At 67.8% G+C, this 23,507-nt stretch carries 20 protein-coding genes; 11 read left to right on the forward strand and 9 right to left on the reverse strand.

The window, feature by feature from the left end; genetic code table 11:
* Positions 1–55 precede the first annotated feature (55 nt).
* On the reverse strand, positions 56–937 hold the full coding sequence (dapA, locus tag H1343_RS11745; protein ID WP_185983082.1) for a 4-hydroxy-tetrahydrodipicolinate synthase: 882 nt from the start codon (positions 935–937) through the stop codon (positions 56–58).
* Between the two features lie 271 nt (positions 938–1,208).
* Between dapA and H1343_RS11750 the strand changes: the two genes are divergently transcribed.
* Positions 1,209–3,392 (forward strand): transglycosylase SLT domain-containing protein, encoded by a 2,184-nt coding sequence (locus tag H1343_RS11750; RefSeq protein ID WP_185983083.1) that lies wholly within the window; start codon positions 1,209–1,211, stop codon positions 3,390–3,392.
* A 230-nt stretch (positions 3,393–3,622) separates the two neighbouring features.
* On the opposite strand, the gene H1343_RS11755 is transcribed toward H1343_RS11750, so the two are convergent.
* The 4 genes from H1343_RS11755 to H1343_RS11770 all read right to left on the reverse strand — a co-directional run bounded on the left by H1343_RS11755 (position 3,623) and on the right by H1343_RS11770 (position 9,485).
* Complete coding sequence (locus H1343_RS11755) at positions 3,623–3,844, reverse strand: hypothetical protein (RefSeq protein ID WP_185983084.1); 222 nt, start codon at positions 3,842–3,844, stop codon at positions 3,623–3,625.
* Positions 3,845–4,071: 227 nt separating this feature from the next.
* Positions 4,072–5,370, reverse strand: a complete 1,299-nt coding sequence (locus H1343_RS11760) for a porin (RefSeq protein WP_246332985.1) — start codon at positions 5,368–5,370, stop codon at positions 4,072–4,074.
* A gap of 363 nt (positions 5,371–5,733) precedes the next feature.
* On the reverse strand, positions 5,734–8,349 hold the full coding sequence (locus tag H1343_RS11765; protein ID WP_185983085.1) for an AAA family ATPase: 2,616 nt from the start codon (positions 8,347–8,349) through the stop codon (positions 5,734–5,736).
* On the reverse strand, positions 8,349–9,485 hold the full coding sequence (locus H1343_RS11770; RefSeq protein WP_246332987.1) for a metallophosphoesterase family protein: 1,137 nt from the start codon (positions 9,483–9,485) through the stop codon (positions 8,349–8,351). Before H1343_RS11770 ends, H1343_RS11765 begins: the two co-directional genes overlap by 1 nt.
* Positions 9,486–9,618: 133 nt before the next feature.
* Between H1343_RS11770 and ku the strand changes: the two genes are divergently transcribed.
* The 7 genes from ku to H1343_RS11805 all read left to right on the forward strand — a co-directional run bounded on the left by ku (position 9,619) and on the right by H1343_RS11805 (position 16,433).
* Positions 9,619–10,533, forward strand: coding sequence for a non-homologous end joining protein Ku (gene ku, locus H1343_RS11775; RefSeq protein WP_185983086.1), 915 nt, complete (start codon positions 9,619–9,621; stop codon positions 10,531–10,533).
* Positions 10,534–10,540: 7 nt separating this feature from the next.
* Complete coding sequence (ligD, locus tag H1343_RS11780) at positions 10,541–13,066, forward strand: DNA ligase D (RefSeq protein ID WP_185983087.1); 2,526 nt, start codon at positions 10,541–10,543, stop codon at positions 13,064–13,066.
* A gap of 66 nt (positions 13,067–13,132) precedes the next feature.
* Positions 13,133–13,678, forward strand: a complete 546-nt coding sequence (locus H1343_RS11785; RefSeq protein ID WP_185983088.1) for a gamma carbonic anhydrase family protein — start codon at positions 13,133–13,135, stop codon at positions 13,676–13,678.
* Complete coding sequence (locus tag H1343_RS11790; protein ID WP_185983089.1) at positions 13,675–14,769, forward strand: pyridoxal phosphate-dependent aminotransferase; 1,095 nt, start codon at positions 13,675–13,677, stop codon at positions 14,767–14,769. The genes H1343_RS11785 and H1343_RS11790 overlap by 4 nt, the downstream gene beginning before the upstream one ends.
* A 183-nt stretch (positions 14,770–14,952) precedes the next feature.
* Positions 14,953–15,300 (forward strand): DUF2147 domain-containing protein, encoded by a 348-nt coding sequence (locus tag H1343_RS11795; protein WP_185983090.1) that lies wholly within the window; start codon positions 14,953–14,955, stop codon positions 15,298–15,300.
* A gap of 246 nt (positions 15,301–15,546) precedes the next feature.
* Entirely contained in the window at positions 15,547–16,029 is a 483-nt protein-coding gene (locus tag H1343_RS11800) for a copper chaperone PCu(A)C (protein WP_185983091.1), read from the forward strand.
* 74 nt (positions 16,030–16,103) lie between these two features.
* Positions 16,104–16,433, forward strand: coding sequence for a DUF2147 domain-containing protein (locus H1343_RS11805; RefSeq protein WP_185983092.1), 330 nt, complete (start codon positions 16,104–16,106; stop codon positions 16,431–16,433).
* A gap of 6 nt (positions 16,434–16,439) precedes the next feature.
* Here H1343_RS11805 and H1343_RS11810 read toward each other — a convergent pair whose 3' ends face one another.
* Complete coding sequence (locus H1343_RS11810) at positions 16,440–17,144, reverse strand: glutathione S-transferase N-terminal domain-containing protein (protein WP_185983093.1); 705 nt, start codon at positions 17,142–17,144, stop codon at positions 16,440–16,442.
* Between the two features lie 195 nt (positions 17,145–17,339).
* Between H1343_RS11810 and H1343_RS11815 the strand changes: the two genes are divergently transcribed.
* The 3 genes from H1343_RS11815 to H1343_RS11825 are packed head-to-tail and all read left to right on the forward strand — an operon-like array spanning position 17,340 to position 20,067.
* Positions 17,340–17,504, forward strand: a complete 165-nt coding sequence (locus H1343_RS11815) for a hypothetical protein (RefSeq protein ID WP_185983094.1) — start codon at positions 17,340–17,342, stop codon at positions 17,502–17,504.
* A gap of 49 nt (positions 17,505–17,553) precedes the next feature.
* Entirely contained in the window at positions 17,554–19,050 is a 1,497-nt protein-coding gene (locus H1343_RS11820; protein ID WP_185983095.1) for an AMP nucleosidase, read from the forward strand.
* Positions 19,051–19,056: 6 nt separating this feature from the next.
* On the forward strand, positions 19,057–20,067 hold the full coding sequence (locus H1343_RS11825; RefSeq protein ID WP_185983096.1) for an endonuclease/exonuclease/phosphatase family protein: 1,011 nt from the start codon (positions 19,057–19,059) through the stop codon (positions 20,065–20,067).
* Positions 20,068–20,073: 6 nt separating this feature from the next.
* Here H1343_RS11825 and H1343_RS11830 read toward each other — a convergent pair whose 3' ends face one another.
* The 3 genes from H1343_RS11830 to H1343_RS11840 all read right to left on the reverse strand — a co-directional run bounded on the left by H1343_RS11830 (position 20,074) and on the right by H1343_RS11840 (position 23,506).
* The gene (locus tag H1343_RS11830) at positions 20,074–20,685 is read right to left on the reverse strand and encodes a glutathione S-transferase family protein (protein ID WP_185983097.1); all 612 of its coding nucleotides are present in this window, start codon (positions 20,683–20,685) and stop codon (positions 20,074–20,076) included.
* A 148-nt stretch (positions 20,686–20,833) separates the two neighbouring features.
* Positions 20,834–22,492 (reverse strand): electron transfer flavoprotein-ubiquinone oxidoreductase, encoded by a 1,659-nt coding sequence (locus H1343_RS11835; protein WP_185983098.1) that lies wholly within the window; start codon positions 22,490–22,492, stop codon positions 20,834–20,836.
* A 114-nt stretch (positions 22,493–22,606) separates the two neighbouring features.
* Positions 22,607–23,506 carry an EamA family transporter gene (locus H1343_RS11840; RefSeq protein ID WP_185983099.1) on the reverse strand — a complete coding sequence of 300 codons (900 nt, stop codon included), beginning with the start codon at positions 23,504–23,506 and terminating at the stop codon, positions 22,607–22,609.
* Position 23,507 lies beyond the last annotated feature (1 nt).

A 23,507-nucleotide genomic window follows, 5' to 3' on the forward strand; every position in this document is an offset into this window, starting at 1 on the left:
CCTTTCCGTCCTGTCGCATCGCGGCTCCGTCAGATGTGGCCGCGTGCCCTTCCTGTCAATTGACGAGCCCGGCGTGAACGAGCGCGGCGTCGATCGCCCGCTCCGTCGAAGCCTCGATCGGCACGAGCGGCGAGCGCACGACGTTGCGCACATGGCCGATGCGCGAGAGCGCATATTTCACGCCGCACAGACCGGGCTCGATGAAGATCGCCTTGTGCAGCGGGAACAGCCGGTCCTGCAGTTCCAGAGCGCGGACGTTCTCTCCGGCAAGACTGGCCGCCTGGAACTCGGCGCACAGGCGCGGCGCGACGTTCGCCGTCACCGAGATGCACCCGTGGCCGCCCTGCGCGTTGAAGCCGAGCGCCGTCGCGTCCTCGCCCGAGAGCTGGATGAAGTCCGTGCCGCAGTGCAGGCGCTGGTCGGAGACGCGATCGAGCTTGGCGGTCGCGTCCTTCACGCCGACGATGTTGGAAAAGTCGCGCGCGAGCTGGCCCATCGTCTCCGGCATCAGGTCGATGACCGAGCGCGGCGGGATGTTGTAGATCATGATCGGCAGGCTGGTGGCCTTGGCCACGGCCGCGAAATGGGCATAGAGGCCGCGCTGCGTCGGCTTGTTGTAATAGGGCGTGACGACGAGCGCGCCATCCGCGCCCGCGCTTTCGGCGAACTTGACGAGATCGATCGCCTCGGCCGTGTTGTTGGAGCCGGCACCCGCGATGACCGGGACGCGGCCCGCGGCGACCTCGATGCAGATCTCTACCACGCGCTTGTGCTCGTCATGGGTGAGCGTCGGTGTCTCGCCCGTGGTGCCGACCGGCACGAGGCCGTCGGAGCCCTCGGCGATCTGCCATTCGACGAGCGCACGGAAGCCGGCCTCGTCGAGACCGCCGTCCTCGGCGAACGGGGTGACGAGCGCCGTCAACGAACCCCTGAACATGAAACTCCCTCCAGCCTGCACGCGGCTTCACGCCCCTGTCATCGGGCGAACACAGATCAGCCGTCTTGGTCGGCGCGAATGGCGGCACCATAGTGAAGCGCCCCCCTCGAGACAAGGAGACCGGCCCCTGCGAGCCCCACGCGAGATCAGCTCCGGAGCGCCCCGCCGGCTTTACCAACTCTTCACCGCGCCCGTGAGAGATTTGGTCACCATGCCGACACGGACCGGACGCTTTCCCGCGCCCGGCCGGAGCTTATCCGAAAGGCTCGCGATGACCGCGAAATCCGTCGCCATCTCGCTCGGGCTGCAGACCGCGCTCGCGGGCCTCCTGCTGGCTAGCTGCACCGCCGACGCCATCCTGCCCCAGTCCGTGCCGATGCCGACGATGCGCGACGGCGGCACGCAGAGCGCATCGTCGACGAGCGGCCCTGCCGGTGCCATAGACCCGGCCCGTTTCGGCACGCCGGCGCCCAGCGCGAACCCGGCGCTCGCGCGCACGGGCCCGGCGCCCGTCGCGGGCGCGACGGGCTTCACCTCTTCCATCGCCTCGATGGGATCGCGCGCGGCGGCCGTGACGCCGGCTCGCGGCAGCCTGAAGGACGGGCTGGACGCGACGCATAACAACATCTCGCGCGCCCGCGCCATCCGCGAGGGCATGACGCCGGGTTCGCTCGACCGTCACATCCTGACCTGGGCGATCGCGCTCAAGGGCGACGGCGTGCCCGCGTCCGAAATCGCCCACGCGGCCGGCGAGCTTTCCTCCTGGCCCGGCATGGCGACGCTGCGCGCCAATTCCGAGCGCGCGCTCTACAAGGAGCGCCCGGCCGCGCGCGAAGTGCTCGCCGCCTTCGCCTCCTCCGCGCCCGAAACGCCGGAGGGCGCAATGGCGCTCGCTCGCGCCTATGTGGAAACGGGCGATGCGGGCCGCGCCCGCCAGCTCGTTTCGCGCGCCTGGCGCACCGAGCGGCTGACGCGCGACACCGAAGCCGAGATGCTGCGCTCCTTTGGCAGCCTGCTGACAAAGGAAGACCACAAGGTCCGGATGGAGACGCTGCTCTACAGCAACCGCATCACGGAGGCCGAGCGCGTCTCGGCGCTGGCCAACTCGGAGACGCTGTTCCGCGCGCGTGCCGCCTCGATCCGCGGCGAGAACGCCGATTCGCGTCTCGCCGCCGTGCCGGCCAACCAGCATTCCGACCCGTCCTACCAGTTCGCGCGCGCCGTGAACCTGCGCAAGGCGGACCGCCCACGGGACGCGGCGGCCGTGTTCTTCGCCGCCACGCGCGACCCGGCGGCGCAGATCGATCCGAACGCCTGGTGGAACGAGAAGCGCATCGTGGCGCGCATGCTCATCGAGCGCGGCGATGCCCGCGATGCCTATCGGCTCGTCTCCGAGCAGCCTGCGACCGGCATCGTGGAGGGCGTCGAGCAGCAGTTCCATGCCGGCTGGTATGCGTTGCGCCAGCTCAACGACCCGCGCCGGGCAAGCGCCCATTTCGCCAAGATTGCCGAAGTCTCCTCGCGGCCACTCTCGCAGTCGCGCGCCTATTACTGGATGGGCCGCGCGGCGGAAGCGGGCGGGCCGGGCAACGCGCAGAACTACTATGCGCAGGCCGCACGCCATGGCGCGACCTATTATGGCCAGCTCGCGGCCGCCAAGCTCGGCCGCACGCCGGGCGCCATCGCCTTCCCCCGCCCGAGCGACGCCGAGCGTCAGCGCTTCCAGAGCCGCGAGGCGGTGCGCGCGATCGTGCGCCTGCAGGAGATCGGCTCGGACTGGCGCGCGGCCGGTCTCTATCGCTCGCTCGCCGAAGAGATCGACAGCCCCGGCGAACTCGCCCTCCTTTCGACGATGGCCGAACGGCGCGGCAATCACGCACTGGCGCTCGACGTCGGCAAGATCGCCTACGCGCGCGGCATCGACGCGCCCGCCCTCGCCTTCCCGACGGGCGTGATCCCGGCGAACGCCAACATCTCCGCGTCGGGCACGGCCCTCGCCTATGCGATCGCGCGGCAGGAGAGCGCCTTCAATCCGCAGGCCAAGTCACCGGTCGGTGCGCTCGGCCTCCTGCAGCTGATGCCCGCAACGGCCCGCTCGCTCTCGCGCGAGGTCGGCGCGTCCTATTCGGAAGCCAAGCTCCTGAACGACGTGTCGTACAACGCCCAGCTCGGCTCGCGCTATCTCGGCCAGCAGATCGACACCTTCGGCGGCTCCTACGTCCTCACCTTCGTCGCCTACAATGCGGGCCCGCGGCGGGCCCGCGAGTGGGTGGAGCGCTTCGGCGATCCGCGCGAGCGCCCCATCGACGAGGTGGTGGACTGGGTCGAGCAGATTCCCTTCACCGAGACGCGCAACTACGTGCAGCGGGTCATGGAGAACTACCAGGTCTACAAGATGCGTCTCGGGGCCGGCTTCAACATCGAGGGCGACCTGCGCAACGGCCGCCGAAGCTGAGCTTCGTCTCGGAGTGCGATCCGGTGTGGCTGCGACCCGGCCCGGTCCGCATGTTGACTTCACGTCCGCCATGCGCTGTCCGCCTCGGGGCCTGACCGATGATCGATCGGCAGAGCGCTGCCGCTGCACGCGCGTAATATGATCCTCGGGCCAGGCACGAGAACGACGCAGGGTGTCAGCCGCAATCGGGCTGCGCTTTGTACGCGGAGCGCCTTGCGCTTCAGAGCATTTCACGCGGCAAAGGCGATAGCCCCCGCCTGATCCGATGCGGCATCCCTCGTCTGCCGGCCCTCGTCATCCTTGAGCCCGACGCGGAAATCGTTCGCCGCATCGTCGCTCGCGCTCGTTCGGAGCGCGATCTTCGTCTGCAGCTCGAGGCGGGCGACGAGGATCGAGGTGACGACCGCCAGAGCGCGACGCCTTGCTCTACCGCCTCCCCTGTCTGTTCTCACTCCCAAACCTCAGCACCGATCACCCGCGGCCGTGTCGTTATTCGATCCGTATCCCTCCAGTCGCCACCGTGCTTCTGGCCGGGACTATCGCGCTTTGCAACGCAGGTATGCTTTCGGACCAACCACCTAGGTCGGAATGCGCCGCGAACCGATCGTGCTTCTGCAGCACGAACGAAAAAGGGGCCGGCAAAGCCGGCCCCTTCGATCTTGCTTGAAGCGGTCGTCGATTAGAACGAGCGCTGGATGCGGAGGAGACCGCGGAACTCGTCGTCGTTGAAGTTCAGGCCCGTAACCTCGTCCGTCAGGCCGTTGTCGTCGAAGTTCTCGTAGGTCACGAACAGACCGGCGAAGAAGCGATCGGTGAAGTTGTAGACGAGGTTGCCCTCGATGCCGAAGTAGTCGACCTCTTCGCCCGATCCCAGGATCTCGAAGGAACGACCGTAGATGCCGCCGATGCCGGCGTCGATCGCACCGAAAGCCTGCGTGTAACCGGCTTCGACAGCCCACTCCAGCGGAATACCGGCATTGCCCTGACGGATGAACGTGCCGTCACCGGTCGTGGTGTCATAGTCGATGTAGGTGAACGCGCCGGCATTAGGACGGTAAGAATACGCGCTCGGATCGAACGAGTAGTTACCCTGGATCTTCAGCTGCGAGTCGGCAACGAAGAGATCCTGCAGGGCGATACCGGCCTTGATCGCGAAGGCGCCATCGTCTTCGTCTTCGTCTCCAAAGACATCGTCGAACGGAGGATAGCCGGGAACGGCAAAGCCGGAGTCCGCGTTCACACGCTCATCGTATGCACCGATGACCCACGCCGCGCCGAAGCCGCCGGCATAAGAGAGCTTGGCGAGGATGTCCGGAGCGAAGTCGCCCGTGCCGTCCTGCTCGAGGCCGATCGAGGCGTTGAAGCCGTTCAGCGCGAACGTGTAGTTCAGCTGGTTGGCCTTCGCGTCGCCGTAGGGCAGGAACGAGGCGTCGAGGCCCGTACCGGCATCGGCCGTGAGACCACCGCCGGCCAGTTCGCTGACCCACAGGGTGTTCAGGTAACCGGCCGTCAGGCCGCCGAGCTGCAGAAAACCACGGTCCATCTCGACCGAAGCGTTCGAGCCGGCCGAAGACGGGGAGTCGTCCTGGCGCTGGGCCTGCAAACGGTAGTAGGCGCGCAGCGTGCCCCACTCGGTCTCCTGGCGGGCGTCGAAGTTCAGACGACCGCGCGTACGGGTGCGGAAGCGATAATCGTCGCCGTCGAGGTTGGTCGAGGAAAGCACATCCGCAACGCCGCCATCGAACTCGACCTCACGATCCGAACCTTCGGACTCGTAACGGTACTCGTAGCGGACGTAACCGCTGATCTGCAGGCACGTCTCGGTGCCCGGGATGTAGTAGAAGCCGGAGCCGTAGATGTCGCAGACGCGGACATATTCAACGGGCTCGGGCTCGACCATGATGACGTCCGCAGCGCGGGCGCCGGAAACTGCGACGAGGGCCGCAGCGGAGCCGAGAAGAAGGCTCTTGATGTTCATTTCCTGACCTCCAGTCAAGTTTACAAGGTAGGGTTGGGCCTTTTGTACGAAGGACAGCCTTCCCTGCCCCATCCCTTGAAAGAGGAGGATCGTCCCCCGCCCTCTTTCATTCGCCACATTATTCGGGGGCCTGCGCGATGCAATCACCAAAGCGCCGCTCTGCCGCCTCATGGGCACGTTGGCCACACCGCTGTTGCATGATGGCCACGCGAAGATTAACCGCGGTTAGCATTCATGACGGAAGCGTGACGGAAAGCTTTCGCGAAGCTTAATTTTCAGGCGGACAGCAACGTAAAACGGCAGCTCTCCGCTTGCGGCATGGCAAATGCGGCGGTCGCCCGTCCGCACCCGCTCTCGTTCGCCTCAAAGACGGCGGATCGGCGCCCCGAGGTCCCGGAAGTCCCGCTCGCGGCAGGTCAGCACGATGACCTGCAATCGCTCGGCGGCGCGGCGCAGGACGAGATGCATCCGCGCGAGGCGCTTTTCGTCGGTGTTGACCAGTGCATCGTCCAGAATCACTGCCGCCGGGTGACCGCCGTTCTTCAGCACCTCGGCCAGGGCGATTCGGGTCACGACGGCGATCTGCTCGCGGGCGCCATGCGACAGGCGGCGGAACTCCTCCTCGCGGCCGTGGCGCTGGAGGCTGCGGATCTCCAGCGATTCGTCGTGGAAGGCGATCTCGCTCTCGGGCTGGATGAGCCGCAGATAGGGCGCGACGCGGCTCTTGATCGGACCCAGCCAGTGTTCGCGCGCATCGCTTTGCGCCGCGCTCAGCGTCTCGTGCAGGAGCCGCGAGGCGTCCGCCTCCAGCCGCAGCCGCGCGACTTCGGCCTCGGCGCTCGCGATCTCGCCGTCCAGACGCTCCACATGCTCGCCGAGCGAGGCGGCCCCCTGCACGCGCAATTCGCCTTCCAGCGCACTCGCTTCGCGCATCAGTTCAGTCAGCGTCCGCGCGGTCTCGGTCACCACCTTCGCGGCGCGATCGCGCTCGAGGCGGACAGCGTCCGGGTCCGCCTTCTCGAACGCGTGGCGGCGCGCGGAAAGAAGGCCGCGCTCCCCCTGGCGCTCGACATCGGCAGCCGCGACATCCTCGTCGAGCGCGGCATCGGTGCGCTCGCCCTCTTCCACGCGAAGGGCCGCGGCCAGGCCCTCCGCGGTTTCACGAGCGTGCGCGACGTCCGATTCGGCGCGGGCCAGCGCAAGATCGGCCGCCCCGGCGGCGGAGCCCGCCGCCTCGCGCACCGCTTCCGCTCGTGCGAGCCTCTCACGCGCGGCCCGAAGCGCTTGTTCCAGCGCATCGCGGTCGCCCGCGGCCACTTCCTCTTCGCCGAACGCGGCGAGCTTGCGCGATACATCGTCGAGTGAATGGGCCAGCGCATCGATTCCGTTCGGCGCGGCGCGTGCAAGATCGGCGCGCAGGCTCGCGGCCTCGCGTGCGCGCTCCTCTCCCTTCGCCAGCATTGCCCGAGCCTCGGCCGCGCTCACCACACCGCCTGCGTGCAGAAGCTCGGCCTCGCGAGCACGCGCGGAACGCAGGGTCGCAGCCAGTTCGCCGGCGCTGCCACCGGGGCGCACGGAGAGCGAGCCGAAGCCTTCGAGAGCGAACTCGGCCGCCTCGCCGACACGAATCTCGGCGCCCGCCGCAACGGCCTCGCCATCGGCACGCTTGATCGTACGGCCGTCCCGCGGCGCAAAAACGACAACGGGCGCCGCGACCGACAGCCGAATCTCGGCCTCGCGTCGCTCCCGCTCGGCCGCCTCCAGCGCCTTCACCGCCCGTTCGTCGATGCTGCTTGCGGGAGCCCCTTCGGCAAGGGCGCGCAGTCTTTCGGCCAGTTCACGCGCGGTGGCGAGATCGCGCCGAAGCCGCTGCGCGTCCTCGGCAAGGCGCACGCGCTCGGCGGCCCGCCGCCCCGCTCCCGCCGCAGTCTCAGCCGCAGCGAGCCTCGCGCGTGCCTCGTCGAGAGCCGCCTGCGCGCTTTCGCGCGCCGTCGCACGCGCGGCGGCGTCCTCGGCAAGTTCCGCCAGACGCCCGGCAAGGGCCTCGGTCCTGACGGCGGCGTCCGCGGCCTGCGAGCGGCGGTTGCGACGGGCGGAGGCACGCGCCGCAGCGGCATCGAAGGCGGCCTCGGCGCGCTTCACGCCGCGCTCGGCCTCGTCGAGGTCGCGCCTTGCGCCGTCGAGGGCGCGGGCAGCTTCCTCGGCCTTCGCCAGCGCCGTTTCAGCGCGGCCGCGCACGTCGTCCCGCTCGTAGGAGGCGAGGCGCGCGCGCCGGTCAGAGAGTTTTTCGATCCGCTCTTCATATTCCGCAAGCGCCGCAACGCGCTCCGATCGCTCCGATCGCAGGGCCTCGAGCGCGTCCTCGGCGAGCTTCAGCGGCGAATCCGCCTTCACCCGCAGCGTACCGGTGAAGAACCGGTCCTGCAGGGCCTTGGCTGCGACCAGCAGCCTGCGACCGCGCTCGCCGCCCAGAATCTGGCCGACCTCACCCTCCAGAGACGCCGTGACGGCATGGCGCCCGACGCCGAGGTCGAGCCCCGCGGGCGCGTTCCCCTGCTCCACCCAGAGAAGGCCGAAGGCGCCCTGGTTCTCGTCGATCTTGGAGCCGCGCGCGCCGTGGGCAAAGCCCAGAAGCTCGACCAGGCGCTCCTCGACGGCATCGCCCTCCAGCCGCCCGCCCGGCCATTCGAGAACGGCTTCGGCGCGCTGGAGGAAGCCTTTCGTCAGCCGATAGTCCACGCCGTCCAGCGCGAAGGCGACCGAAACGTCGGGGCGCGCCGTGCGGCCATAGGGCGCCAGCGCCTTGACGTTCTCTCCGCTGGCGCGGTGACGGACGAAGAAGGCGGCGCGAAGGGCGGCGAGGAGCGTCGACTTGCCGGCCTCGTTGTCGCCCACGACGACGTTCAGCCCCTCGTCGAATTCAAGATCCGCCGCGTCGAGCCCCGCAAAGTCACGTACCTTCAGGGAGCGCAGATACATCAGCCCTCCCCGCCCTGCAGGCGGCGGTGCTCGGCATAGGCCATGCGCAAAGCCAGCGCGGCAGCGGCGCGCTCGGGATCGGCGGGGTCAGCCGCGCGCGCCCGGAGCCGGTTGACCGCCTCGCGCACGAAGCCGGCGACGTCGATGCCGTCGAGGTCGCTGTCTTCCGGCGCATCGAAGAGGTCGTCGTCGCGCACGCGCAGATCGAAGAGACGGGCGCGCCAGTCCTCCAGCGCCTCGTCGAGCGCCACGCGCTCGCGCAGCGAAAGGGCCCCGGAAAGCTTGATGTCGACCAGCGTCTCGCCGGGCCTGGCAAGCGCGCCCAGCGTCGTCGACAGCGCCTCGATGCCGCCGTCGAGCCGCAGTTCCAGCGCACGCCAGTCGAAGCGCGCCGTGCGACGCTGATCGACGCGCGGCTCGGCGCCCGGCCCGTCGATCTCCACCAGCGCAACGTGGCCCGGCGCGTTGGCGCGGTGGCGGTCCGGCTCCGGCGTGCCGGCATAAAAGGTGCGCGGCGCGATCTCCAGGAAACCGTGCCAGTCGCCGAGCGCCAGATAATCCAGGCGCGCGCGCTGTGCCCGATCGTCGGCGATCGGGTTGCCGCTCTCGGCTTTCGCCGGCAGGCGGTTGGCGACCGCTCCGTGGGCGAGCCCGATCCGGAGCTGGTCCGATCTGGTCTCCGCCCTGTCGAACCACTGCGTGAGGTCGGCGCCCTCGTGGCGGCGCGTCAACGGCGCGGGCAGGACGACGAGGCGCCCGCCGGCCAGTTCGATCGGCTCGGGCAGCACTGCCGCGATCACCTGCGCCGGGCCGCCCATCTGCGCGATGCGCGTCCAGACCGAGACGGAGAGAGCGGCGTCGTGATTGCCCGGCAGCATGACCCAGGGGCCGTCGAAGCCCGCCATCGCCTCGAGAGTGCGGCGGATCTCGCGGTCGGAGATCGTGTTGTCGTCAAAGGCATCGCCCGCGACCAGCACCGCCTCGCACCGCTCGGCCTTCGCCAGCGCCGCGATGCGCGCGACGGCGGCGAAGCGCTCGGCGCGCAATTCGCCGCGCGCGTCGGGCGAGAAGCCGCCGAACGGCTTGCCGACCTGCCAGTCGGCCGTGTGGAGGAAGCGCACCATGATGGCCGGCAAGCTGGCCTCCCCGCTCGCCCCAGGCAAGGTGCCCGGCGCGTCGATTAACGCTTATCAACGGCTTTGGGCACGATCGGGAACGGCAGGGTTGCGTCGGCGTTGAGTCGCGTCCCGTGTTCGGAGTGCTGAAGCGATGGCGCCGCGTCCTGTCTGGAAGGGCCAGATCCGCCTTTCCCTCGTCTCCATACCGGTCGAGATGTTCTCGGCCACGAAGTCGGGCGCGACGATCTCGTTCAACCAGATCCACCGCCCGAGCGGAAAGCGCATCCATTACGAGAAGGTCGCGGCGGGCGTGGGTCCGGTCGACAAGGACGATATCGTCAAGGGATACGAGGTTTCCAAAGGCGAATACGTGCTCCTCACCGACGAGGAGATCGAGGACGTAAAGCTGGAGACGAAGAAGACGCTAGAGCTGGTCCAGTTCGTGGACATGGACGAGATCCCGCCGCTCTATTTCGACCGGCCATATTACGTGGTTCCGTCCGACGATCTCGCCGAAGACGCCTTCCGCGTCGTGCGCGATGCGCTGCGCCAGTCGAGGAAGGCCGGGCTCGGCCAGCTCGCCATGCGCGGCAAGGAGTATCTCGTCGCGTTGCGCCCCTGCGGGAAGGGTCTTCTCCTCGAGACGCTGCATTATCAGGACGAAATCCAGAAATCGGAGACGATCTTCTCCGAAATCTCCAATTCCAAGACCGACGGCGATCTCCTGGAGGTCGCGACGGCCCTCATCGAGCGCAAGAGCGCGCCCTTTGATGCCGGGGAGTACAAGAACCGCTACACTGCCGCGCTGAAGGAGCTGATCGCGGAAAAGCGCCGCACCAAGGGCAAGTCGAAGGTGGCACCCCATGAGGATGATGACGATGATGCGACGCCGAAGGGCTCGAATGTCGTCGATCTGATGGCCAGCCTGAAGAAGAGCCTGGAGCAGGGCGGCAAGGGCGGCGGATCGAAGCCGGCGGCCAAACCGGCGCCGAAGAAGACGGCGCGAAAGCCGGCGGCGAAGTCCGGCGGTCGGGCAAGCACCGCAAGCCGGCGCAAGAGCGCCTGAGGCCGGCATGGCAAGCGCGGCGCAGGACCTTCTCGCGCGCTATCGCGAAAAGCGAGACTTCTCGAAGACGAAAGAGCCCGCCGGAGGCGTACCCTCGCAGGACGGGCTCGTCTTCGTCGTCCAGAAGCACGACGCGACACGCCTGCACTACGATTTCCGCCTTGAATGGGGTGGCGTCCTGAAGAGCTGGGCCGTGACCCGCGGGCCGAGCCTCGACCCGGCCGACAAGCGCCTCGCCGTGCGCACCGAGGACCACCCGATGGACTACGGCGACTTCGAGGGGACGATCCCCGAGGGCGAGTATGGCGCCGGCACGGTGATGCTCTGGGATTTCGGCCGCTGGCAGCCGCGTGAGGACATGGAAGAGGGCCTGAAGAACGGCTCGATCAAGATGGACCTCGCCGGCGAGAAGATGACCGGCCACTGGGCGCTGGTGCGCATGAAGCCGCGCGGCAAGGAGACCCGCGAGAACTGGCTGCTCATCAAGGAGAAGGACGATGTCGCCTCCACGCGGCGCAACATCCTGCGCGCCGACCGCTCGGTGAAGACCGGGCGCACGATGCACCAGATCTCGCAGGGCGACGAGACCTGGAAGCGCCCGACCAAGCGCCCCGAACCGAAGGCCGAAGCGGCGGCGGACAAAGCGGCGCCGAGAGGCAAGCCGGGCGGCACACTGCCACGCTTTCGTCCCGTCCAGCTTGCGACGCTCGTCGAGGAGGCCCCCACCGGCGACGACTGGCTGCACGAGCTGAAGTATGACGGCTACCGCGTCCTGATCGCGACGGGCGGCGGGCAGACCCGTCTTTATACCCGCAACGAAAAGGACTGGACCGAAACCTTCGGCCCTCTCCTGCCGGCCGTCGAGCGGCTGCCCTGCCGGAGCGCGCTGATCGACGGCGAGGTCGTCGCCTTCGATGCCGGCGGGCGAACGGATTTCTCTACGCTGCGCGAGGCGTTGTCGGACGGCTCGCCGCTTTCGTGCTTCGCCTTCGACCTCCTGTCGCTCGACGGCAAGGATCTGACGGGCAAGCCCCTGACGACACGCAAGGCGAAGCTGAAGAGCCTTATCGAGAAGGCCGGCGAGGGCTCGCTTCTCTACAGCGAGCACGTGCGCGGGTCCGGGGCAAAGGTCTTTGCCAGTATCTGCCGCTCGGGCCACGAGGGCATCGTCTCCAAGCGCGCCGACGCACCCTACCGCGCGGGGCGCGGCACCGCCTGGGTGAAGACCAAGTGCACGAGGCGGCAGGAGTTCGTGATCGGTGGATTCTCGCCCTCCGCCAAGAAGGCGCGGGCTTTCTCCTCGATCCTCGTCGGCGTGTTCGAGGGCGATCGCTTCGTCTATCGCGGCCGCGTCGGCTCCGGTTTCACGGAGGCGACGCTCGACGAGCTTTCCGCGCGTTTCAAGGATCTCGGCCGAAGGACCTCGCCCTTCGAGACGGTGCCGAAGGAGGTGGCGCGTGGCGCGCGCTACGTGAAGCCGCAGCTCGTCGCCGAGATCGATTTTGCCGAACTCACCCCGGAGGGCGCCGTGCGCCATGGCGTGTTCAAGGGCCTGCGTGAGGACAAGCCGGCAGAGGGCATCGTCGAGGAGAAACCGGTGGCTCCCCCAGCGAAACAATCGTCGAGCGCGAAGAAGGGCGACGGCGAACCTGAGGAGATCGCAGGCGTTCGCCTCACCTCGCCGGACCGCGTCGTGTTCGAGAGCCAGGGGCTGACGAAGCGCGACCTCGCTCTCTATTACGAGGCCGTGGCCGAACGGATGCTGGCGAGGGCGGGCGACCGGCCTCTTTCGCTGGTGCGCTGTCCGCAGGGGCGCGCGAAGCAGTGCTTCTTCCAGAAGCACGACACGGGCGGCTTCCCCGACGCGATCGGCCATGTCGACGTAACGGAGAAGGACGGCGAGAAGGCGGTCTATCTCTCCGTTTCGAATGCCGCCGGGCTCGTCGCCGCGCTCCAGATGAACACGCTGGAGTTCCACATCTGGGGCTCGCGCGACGACAGGCTGGAAAACCCGGACCGTCTCGTCTTCGACTTCGACCCCGACGAATCCTTGAAATTCGCGGATGTGAAGCGCGCGGCCTTCGATCTCCGCGACCGGCTTGCGGATGGCGGCCTCCGAAGCTTCGCAATGGTGACGGGCGGCAAGGGCATCCACCTCGTCGCTCCCCTGTCACGGCGTCAGCAATGGCCGGAGGTGAAGGCCTTCGCCAGCGCCGTCGCGCACCGAATGGAGGCCGACGAGCCCGAGCGCTTCGTCGCCACCATGTCGAAGGCCAAGCGGAAGGGCCGTATCTTCGTCGACTGGCTGCGCAACGAGCGCGGGCAGACCGCGATCGCCCCCTACTCCACGCGATCAAGAGAGGGCGCGCCGGTGGCAACTCCCGTGACCTGGGACGAGCTGGCGGAGCTCGAGGCCGCCAACCTCTTCCACCCCGCCGACATCCTGAAGCGCATCGAAGCGGCCGATCCCTGGGCGGGCTACGACAAGGTCAACCAGTCGATCACCAAGGCGCTGGCCAGGCGCTTCGCCTGACGGCTTGCCGCTTGATTCCCCCGGCCCGCTGTCGCAGTTTGCCGGCCCTTGCGGGAGGCATCACACATGGCGATTCATTCACTCGACGGCGAAAGGCCCGAGCTGCCGGAGAACGGCCGATACTGGGTGGCGGACAGCGCGAGCGTGGCGGGCCGCGTGCGGCTCGGCGAGGATTGCGGCGTCTGGTTCGGCGCGGTGATCCGCGGCGACAACGAGTGGATCGGCATCGGCGCGCGCACCAACATCCAGGACAACGCCGTCCTGCATTCGGACGCCGGCTCGCCGCTGACCATCGGCGAAGGCTGCACCATCGGCCATTCCGCCATCGTCCACGGTTGTACCGTGGGTGACAATTCGCTGATCGGCATGGGTGCCACCGTCCTCAACGGTGCGCGCATCGGCGCCAACTCCATCGTCGGCGCGGGGGCGCTGGTGACCGAGGACAAGGAATTCCCGGACAATTCGCTGATCGTCGGCGCGCCCGCCAAGGCGATCCGCACGCTCGACGAGGCCGCCGTCGCCAAACTCAGGCTCTCGGCCGAGCACTATGTTTCCAACGCCCGCCGCTTCAAGGACGGGCTCCAGCGCATCGACGAACCGACACGCCCATGATCTTCACGCCCCTCGCCCAGTCGCTGCCGGCCACCGTTCCCTTCGTCGGGCCGGAAGCCATCGAACGGCGCACCGGCCGCCCGTTCCGCGCGCGCCTCGGTGCCAACGAGAGCGTCTTCGGTCCCTCGCCGAAGGTGGTGGAGGCGATGGCGAAGGCAGCGGCCGAGAGCTGGGCCTATGGCGACCCCGAGCATTTCGACATCCGCGCGGCCATCGCGGCCCATCACGGTGTCTCGCCCGAGAACGTCGCCGTCGGCGAAGGGATCGACGGTCTCCTCGGCCTCGTGGTGCGCTTGACGATCGAGCCGGGCGACAAGGTCGTGACCTCGCTCGGCGCCTACCCGACATTCAACTATCATGTCGTCGGCCATGGCGGCGTTCTCGACTTCGTGCCGTACAGGAACGACGTGGAAGACCCGCAGGCGCTCGCCGCGCGCGCGAAGGCCGTGCGTCCCAAGCTCCTCTACTTCGCCAACCCGGACAACCCGACCGGAAGCTGGCACGACGCGCAGACCGTCAAGCAGCTGATCGACGAGACGCCGGCGGAGACCCTGCTCGTCCTTGACGAGGCCTACGGCGATCTCGCCCCCGAAGGCGCCCTGCCCGCGATCGAGCCGCTGCGCGACAACGTCCTGCGCTTCCGCACCTTTTCCAAGGCCTACGGCATGGCCGGCGTTCGCATCGGCTACGCACTCGGCGCGCCCGAGACGATCCGGCATTTCGACAAGGTGCGAAACCATTTCGGCCTGTCGCGCATGGCGCAGGCGGGCGCGATCGCGGCGCTCGACGACCAGGAGTATCTCTCGCGCACCGTCGCGCAGATCGTGGCCGCGCGCGACGAGATCGCCGCGATCGCAAGGCGCGCGGGACTGAGCCCGCTCCCATCGGCCACCAACTTCGTCGCGATCGACTGCGGCCGGGACGGCGCCTATGCGCGGGCGGTCCTCGAGGGGGTCATCGAGCGCGGCGTCTTCATCCGCATGCCGGGCACGGCGCCGCTGGACCGGATGATCCGCGTCACCGCCGGCACGCCAGCCGATCTCGCGCTGTTCGAGGATGCGCTGAAGGGCTCGCTGGCGGCGCGCCCATAAGCCCCGCGCCGACTGCCAACCCCTGCCGTATCGGCGCTTTTCGCATCGATCGCGACGTCTTCCGATCAATGCGAATTCTCTTGGCAACGCGCTGTCGCGCAGTTTACGTTAAGGGAAACCAGGCGGGAGGAGACGCCGCATCTCGCGGCGGCGCGCTCGGTTCATCCCTGGGAGGATGACGTCATGAAATCGCTTCTGGCCGCCGGCCTTCTCGTTCTCGTGGCCTCGACGGGCGCCGCGCTCGCGGACCCGATCGAAGGCACATGGCGGATGCCATCCGGCAACAACGCCACCATCGCTCCCTGCGGCAGCCAGTTCTGCCTCACCTATGTCAACGGCCCGAACGCCGGCCAGACCTTCGGCCGCATGACCGCGACCGGCAACGGGCGCTACGAGGGCACGGTGACGGACTACACCCGCAACGGGCGCGAATTCACCGGCAAGGGCACGCTGTCGGGCAACACGCTGTCGGTCTCGGGCTGCGTCCTCGGCGGGCTGATCTGCCGCTCGCAGGAACTGACGCGCGTCTGATCCCTCGGCAACAGAAGGTGCGGCGCGGTGCTCGCCGGGCAGGCGCCCACCGGCTCGCCCGTCAGCGCTGAGGAAGAGACGATCTGATCGAAATGCCGAGGCGGACGGGGAAGCCCCCTGGCGTGGGAAGCGAGCTGCCGCGCGGCCAGGCCGCGAAAGCGGCTCTGCGGCTGACGGTGTAATCGCGCCGTCATGCGGAGCCGTCAGATATCGGCGACGTCGAATCGTTCCCGGGAAAATGCATCCATGCTGCGCGCCAGCCTCCTGTCCCTGTCGCTTTTCGCCACAGCCGCCTTCGCGCAAGACCAAGACGGCCACGACCATCATCTGGCCGAAGCGGGCGGCCTGCGCGCCGTTCACGCCTGGACCAATGCAGGCGACGGGCCGGACACGCTGGTCTACATGGAGATCGAGAACCGGTCGGGCCGAGAAGCGACCTTGACGGGCGCGCACTCGGACGTGGCTGCGTCCGCGACGCTCGTCGGCCTGCGGAACGAAGGCGGAGAATTGCGCATGGCGGAGATCGACAGGATGCCGCTGCCTGACGGCTCGCAGCTTCAGCTATCCCCCAACGGGCTCGCGATCCGGCTCTCCGCCATGGAGGGGCCCCTGGCACGGGGCGACAGCTTCGACCTGACGCTCACCTTCGGGGACGCCGATCTCGACGTTCACGTCGACGTCGAAGCCGGGAACGCCACGCAGCACAGCCATGCGGGCCACGCGCACTGACGAGGCGCCGCCGCCGCCATCATTCCGTCGCGGACACCGCGCAGAGGGTTGAGCGTCCTCGCCCGGAGAAGCCGATGCGCCGCCTCACCCTCGCTTTCGCCGTCGCACTCGCCTCCCTGCCCGCTGCCGCCCAGTCGCTCGAGGGCACCTGGCGCGTGCAGAACGGCGAAACGGTCACCTATGCGCCCTGCGAGAAAGGCTTCTGCTCGGTGATCGACACGGGCGAGTACGCCGGGGGTTCCGTCGGCTGGATGGCGCCGGGAGCCCAGCGATACGAGGGCGAGGTGATCGATCCCGAGAGCGGCAAGGCCTACGAGGGCCACGCGGTGGTGGAGGGTGACACGCTCACCCTCACTGGCTGCGTCGCGCGAATCTTCTGCCGCTCGCAGGTCTGGAGCCGCTGACCGGCCTCAGCGCGAACGCTGGCCGAACAGGACCTTCTGCGCATCCTTGTCCTCGGCGAGGTTCTTGCGCTTCTCGCGCCCGAGCGCGACGCCACGCTCCACCGCCGGCCGCGCGCCGATCGCGTCGAACCAGCGTTTCAGGTTCGGGAAGTCGGCTAGATCCTGGCCCTGGTTCTCGTGCGGGACGATCCAGCCATAGGACGCCATGTCGGCGATCGAATATTCTGCGCCGCCAAGATAGTCGGCCTCGGCCAGACGCCGGTCCATCACGCCGTAGAGGCGGTTCACCTCGTTGGTGTAGCGGTTGATGCCGTACTCGATCTTCTCCGGCGCGTACTGGCGGAAGTGATGGGCCTGGCCCGCCATCGGGCCGAGGCCGCCCATCTGCCAGAACAGCCACTGATCGACAGCGACGCGCGCACGCTCGTCGCTCGGATAGAAGCGGGCGAACTTGCGGCCGAGATACTGGAGAATTGCACCCGATTCGAAGACGGAGATCGGCTCGCCACCCGGCCCTTCCGGATCGACGATCGCCGGCATGCGGTTGTTGGGAGAAATTTTCAGGAAGGCCGGCTCGAACTGCTCGCCGGCGCCGATATTGACGTATTTCGTCTCATACGGAACGCCCAGTTCCTCCAGCATGATACTGACTTTCCAGCCGTTCGGCGTCGGCCAGTAGTGGAGTTCGATGGGCTTCGTCTGCTCGTTCATAGGGGCGTCCCTTCCGTTTTTCCGCCCCGCATGTAGGCCCTGGAAGCGCCCTCGCAAGCGGCACGGTTTGCGAAGAAAGTTCCACCTCTGTTAAGGCTGCGTTTACCGGATTGAACGCGAAATGAACGACAACTCCAGCCTTGGTTCAGCTTCGAGGCTTCATTGTCGCAACCGAACAGAGAGAGGATTCCCGATATGATCCTGCGACTGGCGGTTCTCACGATCCTCCTTGCCCTCTTCGCGGTCAGTTTCTCCGCGATCGTCGAATATGACGGCCGCAGCGCCAATGCGTGGCCGCAGCAGCCAAGCGCCGGATGCTACGATCAGGGTGCCGTCTGCGCACCGCAGCGGGTCGACTGAGCCCTTACGGGCCACTTCCCCGGCCAGCACCCTCCGGCTATGAGGAGGGATGATCGACAGCGCTTCCAACGCCCCTGCCTTCCAGTCGCCGAACGCCGGTCACGCGAAGCTGTTCGACGACCCGCAGAGGGCGGTCGGCGAACTCATTCGCCTCTACGAACAGTCGGCCTCCTTCCTGATCGAGCGATTCGACGAGGTGCTCGTCTCGGGCCGCACGAACGAGCGCTACCGCGCTTTCTACCCGCAGGTCTCGCTGACGACGACGGGCCATGCGCGAGTCGATTCCCGCCTTTCCTACGGCTTCGTGCCGGGGCCCGGCGAATACGCGACGACGATCACGCGGCCGGATCTTTTCGAGAGCTATCTGACCGACCAGCTCGAACATCTCATCCGCAATCACGGCCAGCCCGTGTCCGTCGGGCTTTCGCAAACGCCGATCCCGCTTCACTTCGCCTTTCCAGAAGGCTCCTATGTCGACGGGGCGCTGGCCGAGAAACTCGCCAAGCCCTTGCGCGACATCTTCGACGTGCCGGATCTGACCGCAACGGATGACCGCATCGTCAACGGCAATTTCGAGCCGCAGCCGGGCGAGCCCCTGCCGCTCGCGCCCTTCACCGCCCAGCGCGTCGACTATTCGCTGCATCGCCTGGCGCACTACACGGCGACGAGCCCGCGGCACTTCCAGAACTTCGTCCTCTTCACCAACTACCAGTTCTACATCGACGAGTTCTGCGCGATGGCGCGCGACCTGATGGCCGATGGCGGGCGCGGCTATGACAGCTTCGTGGAGCCCGGCAACCTCGTGACGCCGGCAGGTGCGAGCGAGCCGATATCGGGCGCGGTGCCGCCGCGCATGCCGCAGATGCCGGCCTACCACCTGACGCGGCCGGACCGCTCGGGCATCACGATGGTGAACATCGGCATCGGCCCGTCCAACGCCAAGACGATCACCGACCACATCGCGGTCCTGCGCCCGCACGCCTGGCTGATGCTCGGCCACTGCGCGGGCCTGCGCAACACACAGGCTCTCGGCGATTACGTCCTTGCCCATGCCTATGTGCGCGAGGATCACGTTCTCGACGCGGACCTGCCCGTCTGGGTACCGATCCCGCCGCTGGCCGAGGTGCAAGTGGCACTGGAGGAGGCGGTGGCGAGCGTCACCGGGCTCGAGGGCTACGACCTGAAGCGCATCATGCGCACCGGCACCGTCGCTACGATCGACAACCGGAACTGGGAGCTGCGCGACCAGCGCGAACCGGTGGAGCGGCTGTCGAAGTCGCGCGCCATCGCGCTCGACATGGAATCGGCCACCATCGCGGCCAACGGCTACCGCTTCCGCGTGCCCTACGGCACGCTCCTGTGCGTCTCGGACAAGCCGTTGCATGGCGAGCTCAAGCTGCCCGGCATGGCAACGGAGTTCTACAAGCGGCAGGTCTCGCAACATCTGGAGATCGGTATCCGCACGATGGAGACCTTATCCGACATGCCGGCCGAGCGGCTGCATTCGCGCAAGCTGCGCTCCTTCTTCGAAACCGCCTTCCAGTAGGCGAAGATGACCGGCGACACGGCCTCGACGCGCCGCGCATCGGTGCTCGTCCTTCTTCTTCGGCTGGTGGCGCTCGGAGCCGTTATCGCCGTGGCGTTGGGCTTTTTCGGCGGCTATGCGCGCCCGCTCGACAGCTTCTCCCACTTCAGGGCGCATCTGGCGCTGGGGCTCGTGCTTCTCGCCGCGCTTCTCCTCGCCCGGCGCCTTTGGATCGACGCCGCACTATCGATCGTGGCGTTGGGCGCAGCGCTCGTCACCGTCCTGCCGCTGTCGATCCCTGCGGCATCGCAGGGCGAGGACGGGCGGCCGAGCTACACGCTTCTCCAGATGAACCTTCGCTGGAACGCGCCCGAGCCGATCGAGGCGATCCGCCGGATCGCGGAGGCGCGTCCCGACGTCGTCGCCTTGCAGGAAATGACGGCGCATTGGCGCACCGCCCTCGCGCCGCTCGCCGAGACCTATCCGTTCCAGCTCCATTGCGAGGGTGCGGACGGCTTCTTCGGCGATTCCGCCCTTCTCTCCCGCCGCCCCTTCGTGCCGATGGCGGAGACCGTCTGCGACGGGCGCAACTCGTTGGCGGCCGCGCGGATCGACTTCAACGGCGTGCCCGTGACGGTGGCCTCCCATCACCAGCTCTGGCCTTGGCCCGCCGGGCAATGGCGGCGCCTGGACCGCCTGGAGCCGACGCTTCGAGCGCTCACCGCGCCGACGCTCATTGCCGGAGACTTCAACGCCGCGCCCTGGAGCGCGCTCCTCGCGACCTACGCACGGATGACCGGGACGCAGGTCGTGCCGGGCGTGCGGCCGACATGGCTCCTCGACAGCCTGCCCGGTGAATGGGCCCGTTGGGCAGGCCTGCCGATCGACAACCTCCTCGCCTCGCCGGAGATCCGTATCGAGCGCGTGGAGCGCATGGCGGCGACAACCTCGGACCATCTGCCGGTGCTGCTGACGTTTCAGGTCGCGAAGACACCCGACGACGGGCCGCTGACGCAGATGGTGCGCGTGGAGCGCTGACCCCCGTCAGCCGCCCATCGCGCGCTGGAAGGCCGGGCGCTCGGCGAGCCGCGCGATATAGCCCTGGATGATCTCGCTTTCGAGAATGCGCGGTCCCTTGAACATGCCGCCCCACCAAAGCCCGGCACCCATGTAGACGTCCGCCGCCGTGCAGTGGTCGCCGACGAGGAATTCCCGCCCTTTCAGCGCACCTTCGACCGTGTCGATGACGTCGTCGTAGGAGCTCCAGCCGACCATCATCTTCGGAAGGGGCTCGGCGTCCTGGCGCATCATCCGCTCGATCAGCGCGGGCTCGAAGCAGGACCCGACGAAGAACAGCCAGCGATAGTAGCTGCCACGCTCAGGGCTGCCGGGCGCGGGCGCAAGGTTCTTTTCAGGATAGGCGTCGGCCACCCAGGCGAGGATCGCCGGCACTTCCGTGACGACGGTGCCGTCCTCGAGAACGAGCGTCGGCACCTTCCCCATGGGGTTCACCGCGAGGATCTTCGGATCGCGCGTGCCGTCCTCTCGGAACTCGACGGGCACCAGATCGTAGTCGGCGCCGGCCTCCTCCAGCATCCAGTGCGCCGTCACCGCGCGGCTCTGCGGATTGTGATAGAGCTTCAGTCGTCCCGGCATCGCCGCCTCCCTGGGTTCAAAGCCGATCTCAAGCAGCTTTGCATGGCAGGCGCATGGCAGGCGTCTTTAGCTACGACGCTGTAGAGTAGCCAGTCTCCCGGCAATCAAGCCGGCAGCGGCCAGAAGACGACCGTCCGACCCTTCCCGATCACATCTCCTGATACACGGGCCCTTCGCCGCCCTGCGGCGTCATCCAGGTAATGTTGCCGTTCGGGTCCTTGATGTCGCAGGTCTTGCAGTGGACGCAGTTCTGCGCGTTGATCTGGAAGCGCGGAGCGTCCGCCCCCTCCTCGATCCATTCGTAGACGCCGGCGGGGCAGTAGCGCTGCGAGAGGCCAGCATAGACGTCGTGCTCGGAGGTCTTCTGCAGTTCCATGTCCTTCACCCGAAGGTGGATCGGCTGATCCTCCTCGTGGTTGGTGTTGGACAGGAACACCGAGGCCGTTTTGTCGAAGGTCAGCTTGCCGTCGGGCTTGGGATAGTCGATCGGCTTGTGCTTGGCCGCCGGCTCGGTGCTCTCGGCATCCGTCTTGCCGTGGGCCATCGTGCCGAAGGGCGACCAGCCCGTCAGCGCGTTGATCCACATGTCGATGCCGCCGAGCATGACGCCGCCCACCGTACCGAACTTCGACCAGAGCGGCTTGACGTTGCGCACCGCCTTGAGATCGCGCCCGATGGAGGAAGCACGCCAGCCGTCCTCGTAGGCCTCCAGCGTGTCGTGCGCACGGCCGTTCTTCAGCGCCGCCACAGCCGCCTCGGCCGCCTGGCTTCCGGAGGCGATGGCGTTGTGGACGCCCTTGATGCGCGGAACGTTCACGAGGCCCGCCGAACACCCGATCAGCCCGCCGCCGGGGAAGGCGAGCTTCGGCACCGACTGCCAGCCACCTTCGGTGATCGCGCGCCCGCCATAGGCAAGGCGCTTGCCGCCCTCTAGAAGCTCGGCGACATCCGGATGTGTCTTGAACTTCTGGAACTCGCCGAAGGGCGAGAGATAGGGGTTCTTGTAGTTCAGGTGGACGACGAAGCCGACGTAAACCTGATTGTCCGGCAGGTGGTAGATGAAGGAGCCGCCGCCGGTGTTCATGTCGAGCGGCCAGCCGAAGGAGTGCTGGATAAGGCCCGGCTTGTGCTTGGCCGGGTTGATCTCCCACAGCTCCTTCACCCCGAGCCCGAACTTGGGGGGCTCGCGACCTTCCGCGAGGCCGAACTTGGCGGTGAGTTGCTTGGCGAGCGAGCCGCGCACGCCCTCCCCGATCAGCGTGTACTTGCCGCGCAGCTCCATGCCGCGCTGATAGTTCGCCGTCGGCTCGCCATTCCGCCCGATGCCCATGTCGCCCGTGGCGACACCGACGAGATTGTCGTTCTCGTCGAAGAGCAGCTCGTGAGCGGCAAAGCCCGGATAGATCTCGACGCCGAGGGCCTCGGCCTTCTCGGCGAGCCACTTGCACACCAGCCCGAGCGAGACGACGAAATTGCCGTGGTTGTTCATCAGCTTCGGCATGGCGAAATTGGGCAGGCGAAGCGAGCCCTGCGGCCCGTAGAAGTAGAAGCGGTCCTCCGTCACCTCCTGGCGGATCGGCGTCTCCTCCTGGCGCCACTCAGGCAGCAGCGCATCGAGCGAGGAGGGATCGAGGACGCAGCCGGACAGGATGTGCGCGCCGACCTCGGCCCCCTTCTCCAGCACCACGACCGAGAGATCGGGATCGAGCTGTTTCAGGCGGATGGCCGCGGAGAGGCCGGCCGGCCCCGCTCCCACGATCACCACGTCGAATTCCATGCTTTCGCGCTCGATCTCGGTCTCGCTCATGAATGCACTGCCTCCCTTCGGCGCATCGCGCCGCTTCACTTGGACTCATTCCACTCTTTGTCGTCCATATAGGCCGGAGCGCAAGGGCGATCGACCCGAGCAGCGAGCGACGACTTACCGCGCGGCCCGCGCGATGGCCTTGCGCCAACGCGGATAGAGGATGCCGAGCGCGAGCCCGCCAATGACGAGCGCGGCCGCGCCGAGCTTCCAGAAGGGCAAAGGCTCGCCCAGCCAGAGGAAGGACGCCCCCATGCCGAAGATCGGCACGAGAAGCGCCGTCGGCGTGATGACTGCGGCGGGGTGTCGCGCGAGCAGCCAGCCCCACGCCGCGTAGCCGAAAAGGGTGTTGCCGACGGCCTGCCAGAGCACCGCGAGCCATGTCGCGGTGCCGGCCTGCGACAGCCCCTGCCCGATGGCCGGCCAGCCCTCGAACAGGAGCGACAGTGCGAAGAGCGGCGGCGCCGAGAAGAGGCTCGCCCATACGACATAAGAGAGCATGTTCGCCACACCGCTCGCCTTCGCGACCATGTTCCCGGCCGCCCAGAAGAAGCCGGCCGCGATGACGAGAGCGATACCGAGCGCGGTGGTCGAGCCGCCGGTGTTCGCGGCGATGACACCGATACCGGCCGCGCCGAGCGCGAGCGCCGCCCACTGGAACGGGCGCACGGCCTCGCCCGCCAGGCGGATCGACATCGCGATGGTGAAGAACACCTGGCACTGCACGACGAGCGAGGCGAGACCCGGCGAGATGTGCCCGTTCATGGCGATGAAGAGAAGGCCGAACTGCCCGGCGCCGATGAAGAGGCCGTAGGCTGCAAGGCTCCTCCAGCCGACGCGCGGGCGCGGCACGAAGAAGATCGCCGGCAGGACCGCGAAGGTGAAGCGCAGAGCCGCGAAGAGAAGCGGCGGCAGATCGTCGAGCGCCACGCGGATGACGACGAAATTCGTGCCCCAGATCGCGACGACGAGCAGCGCGATCAGGAAATGGCGAAGGGGCAGGCCGGAGGTTTCCATC

The sequence above is a fragment of the Aureimonas mangrovi genome, assembly GCF_014058705.1.
GTDB classification, from domain to species: Bacteria; Pseudomonadota; Alphaproteobacteria; order Rhizobiales; family Rhizobiaceae; genus Aureimonas; species Aureimonas mangrovi.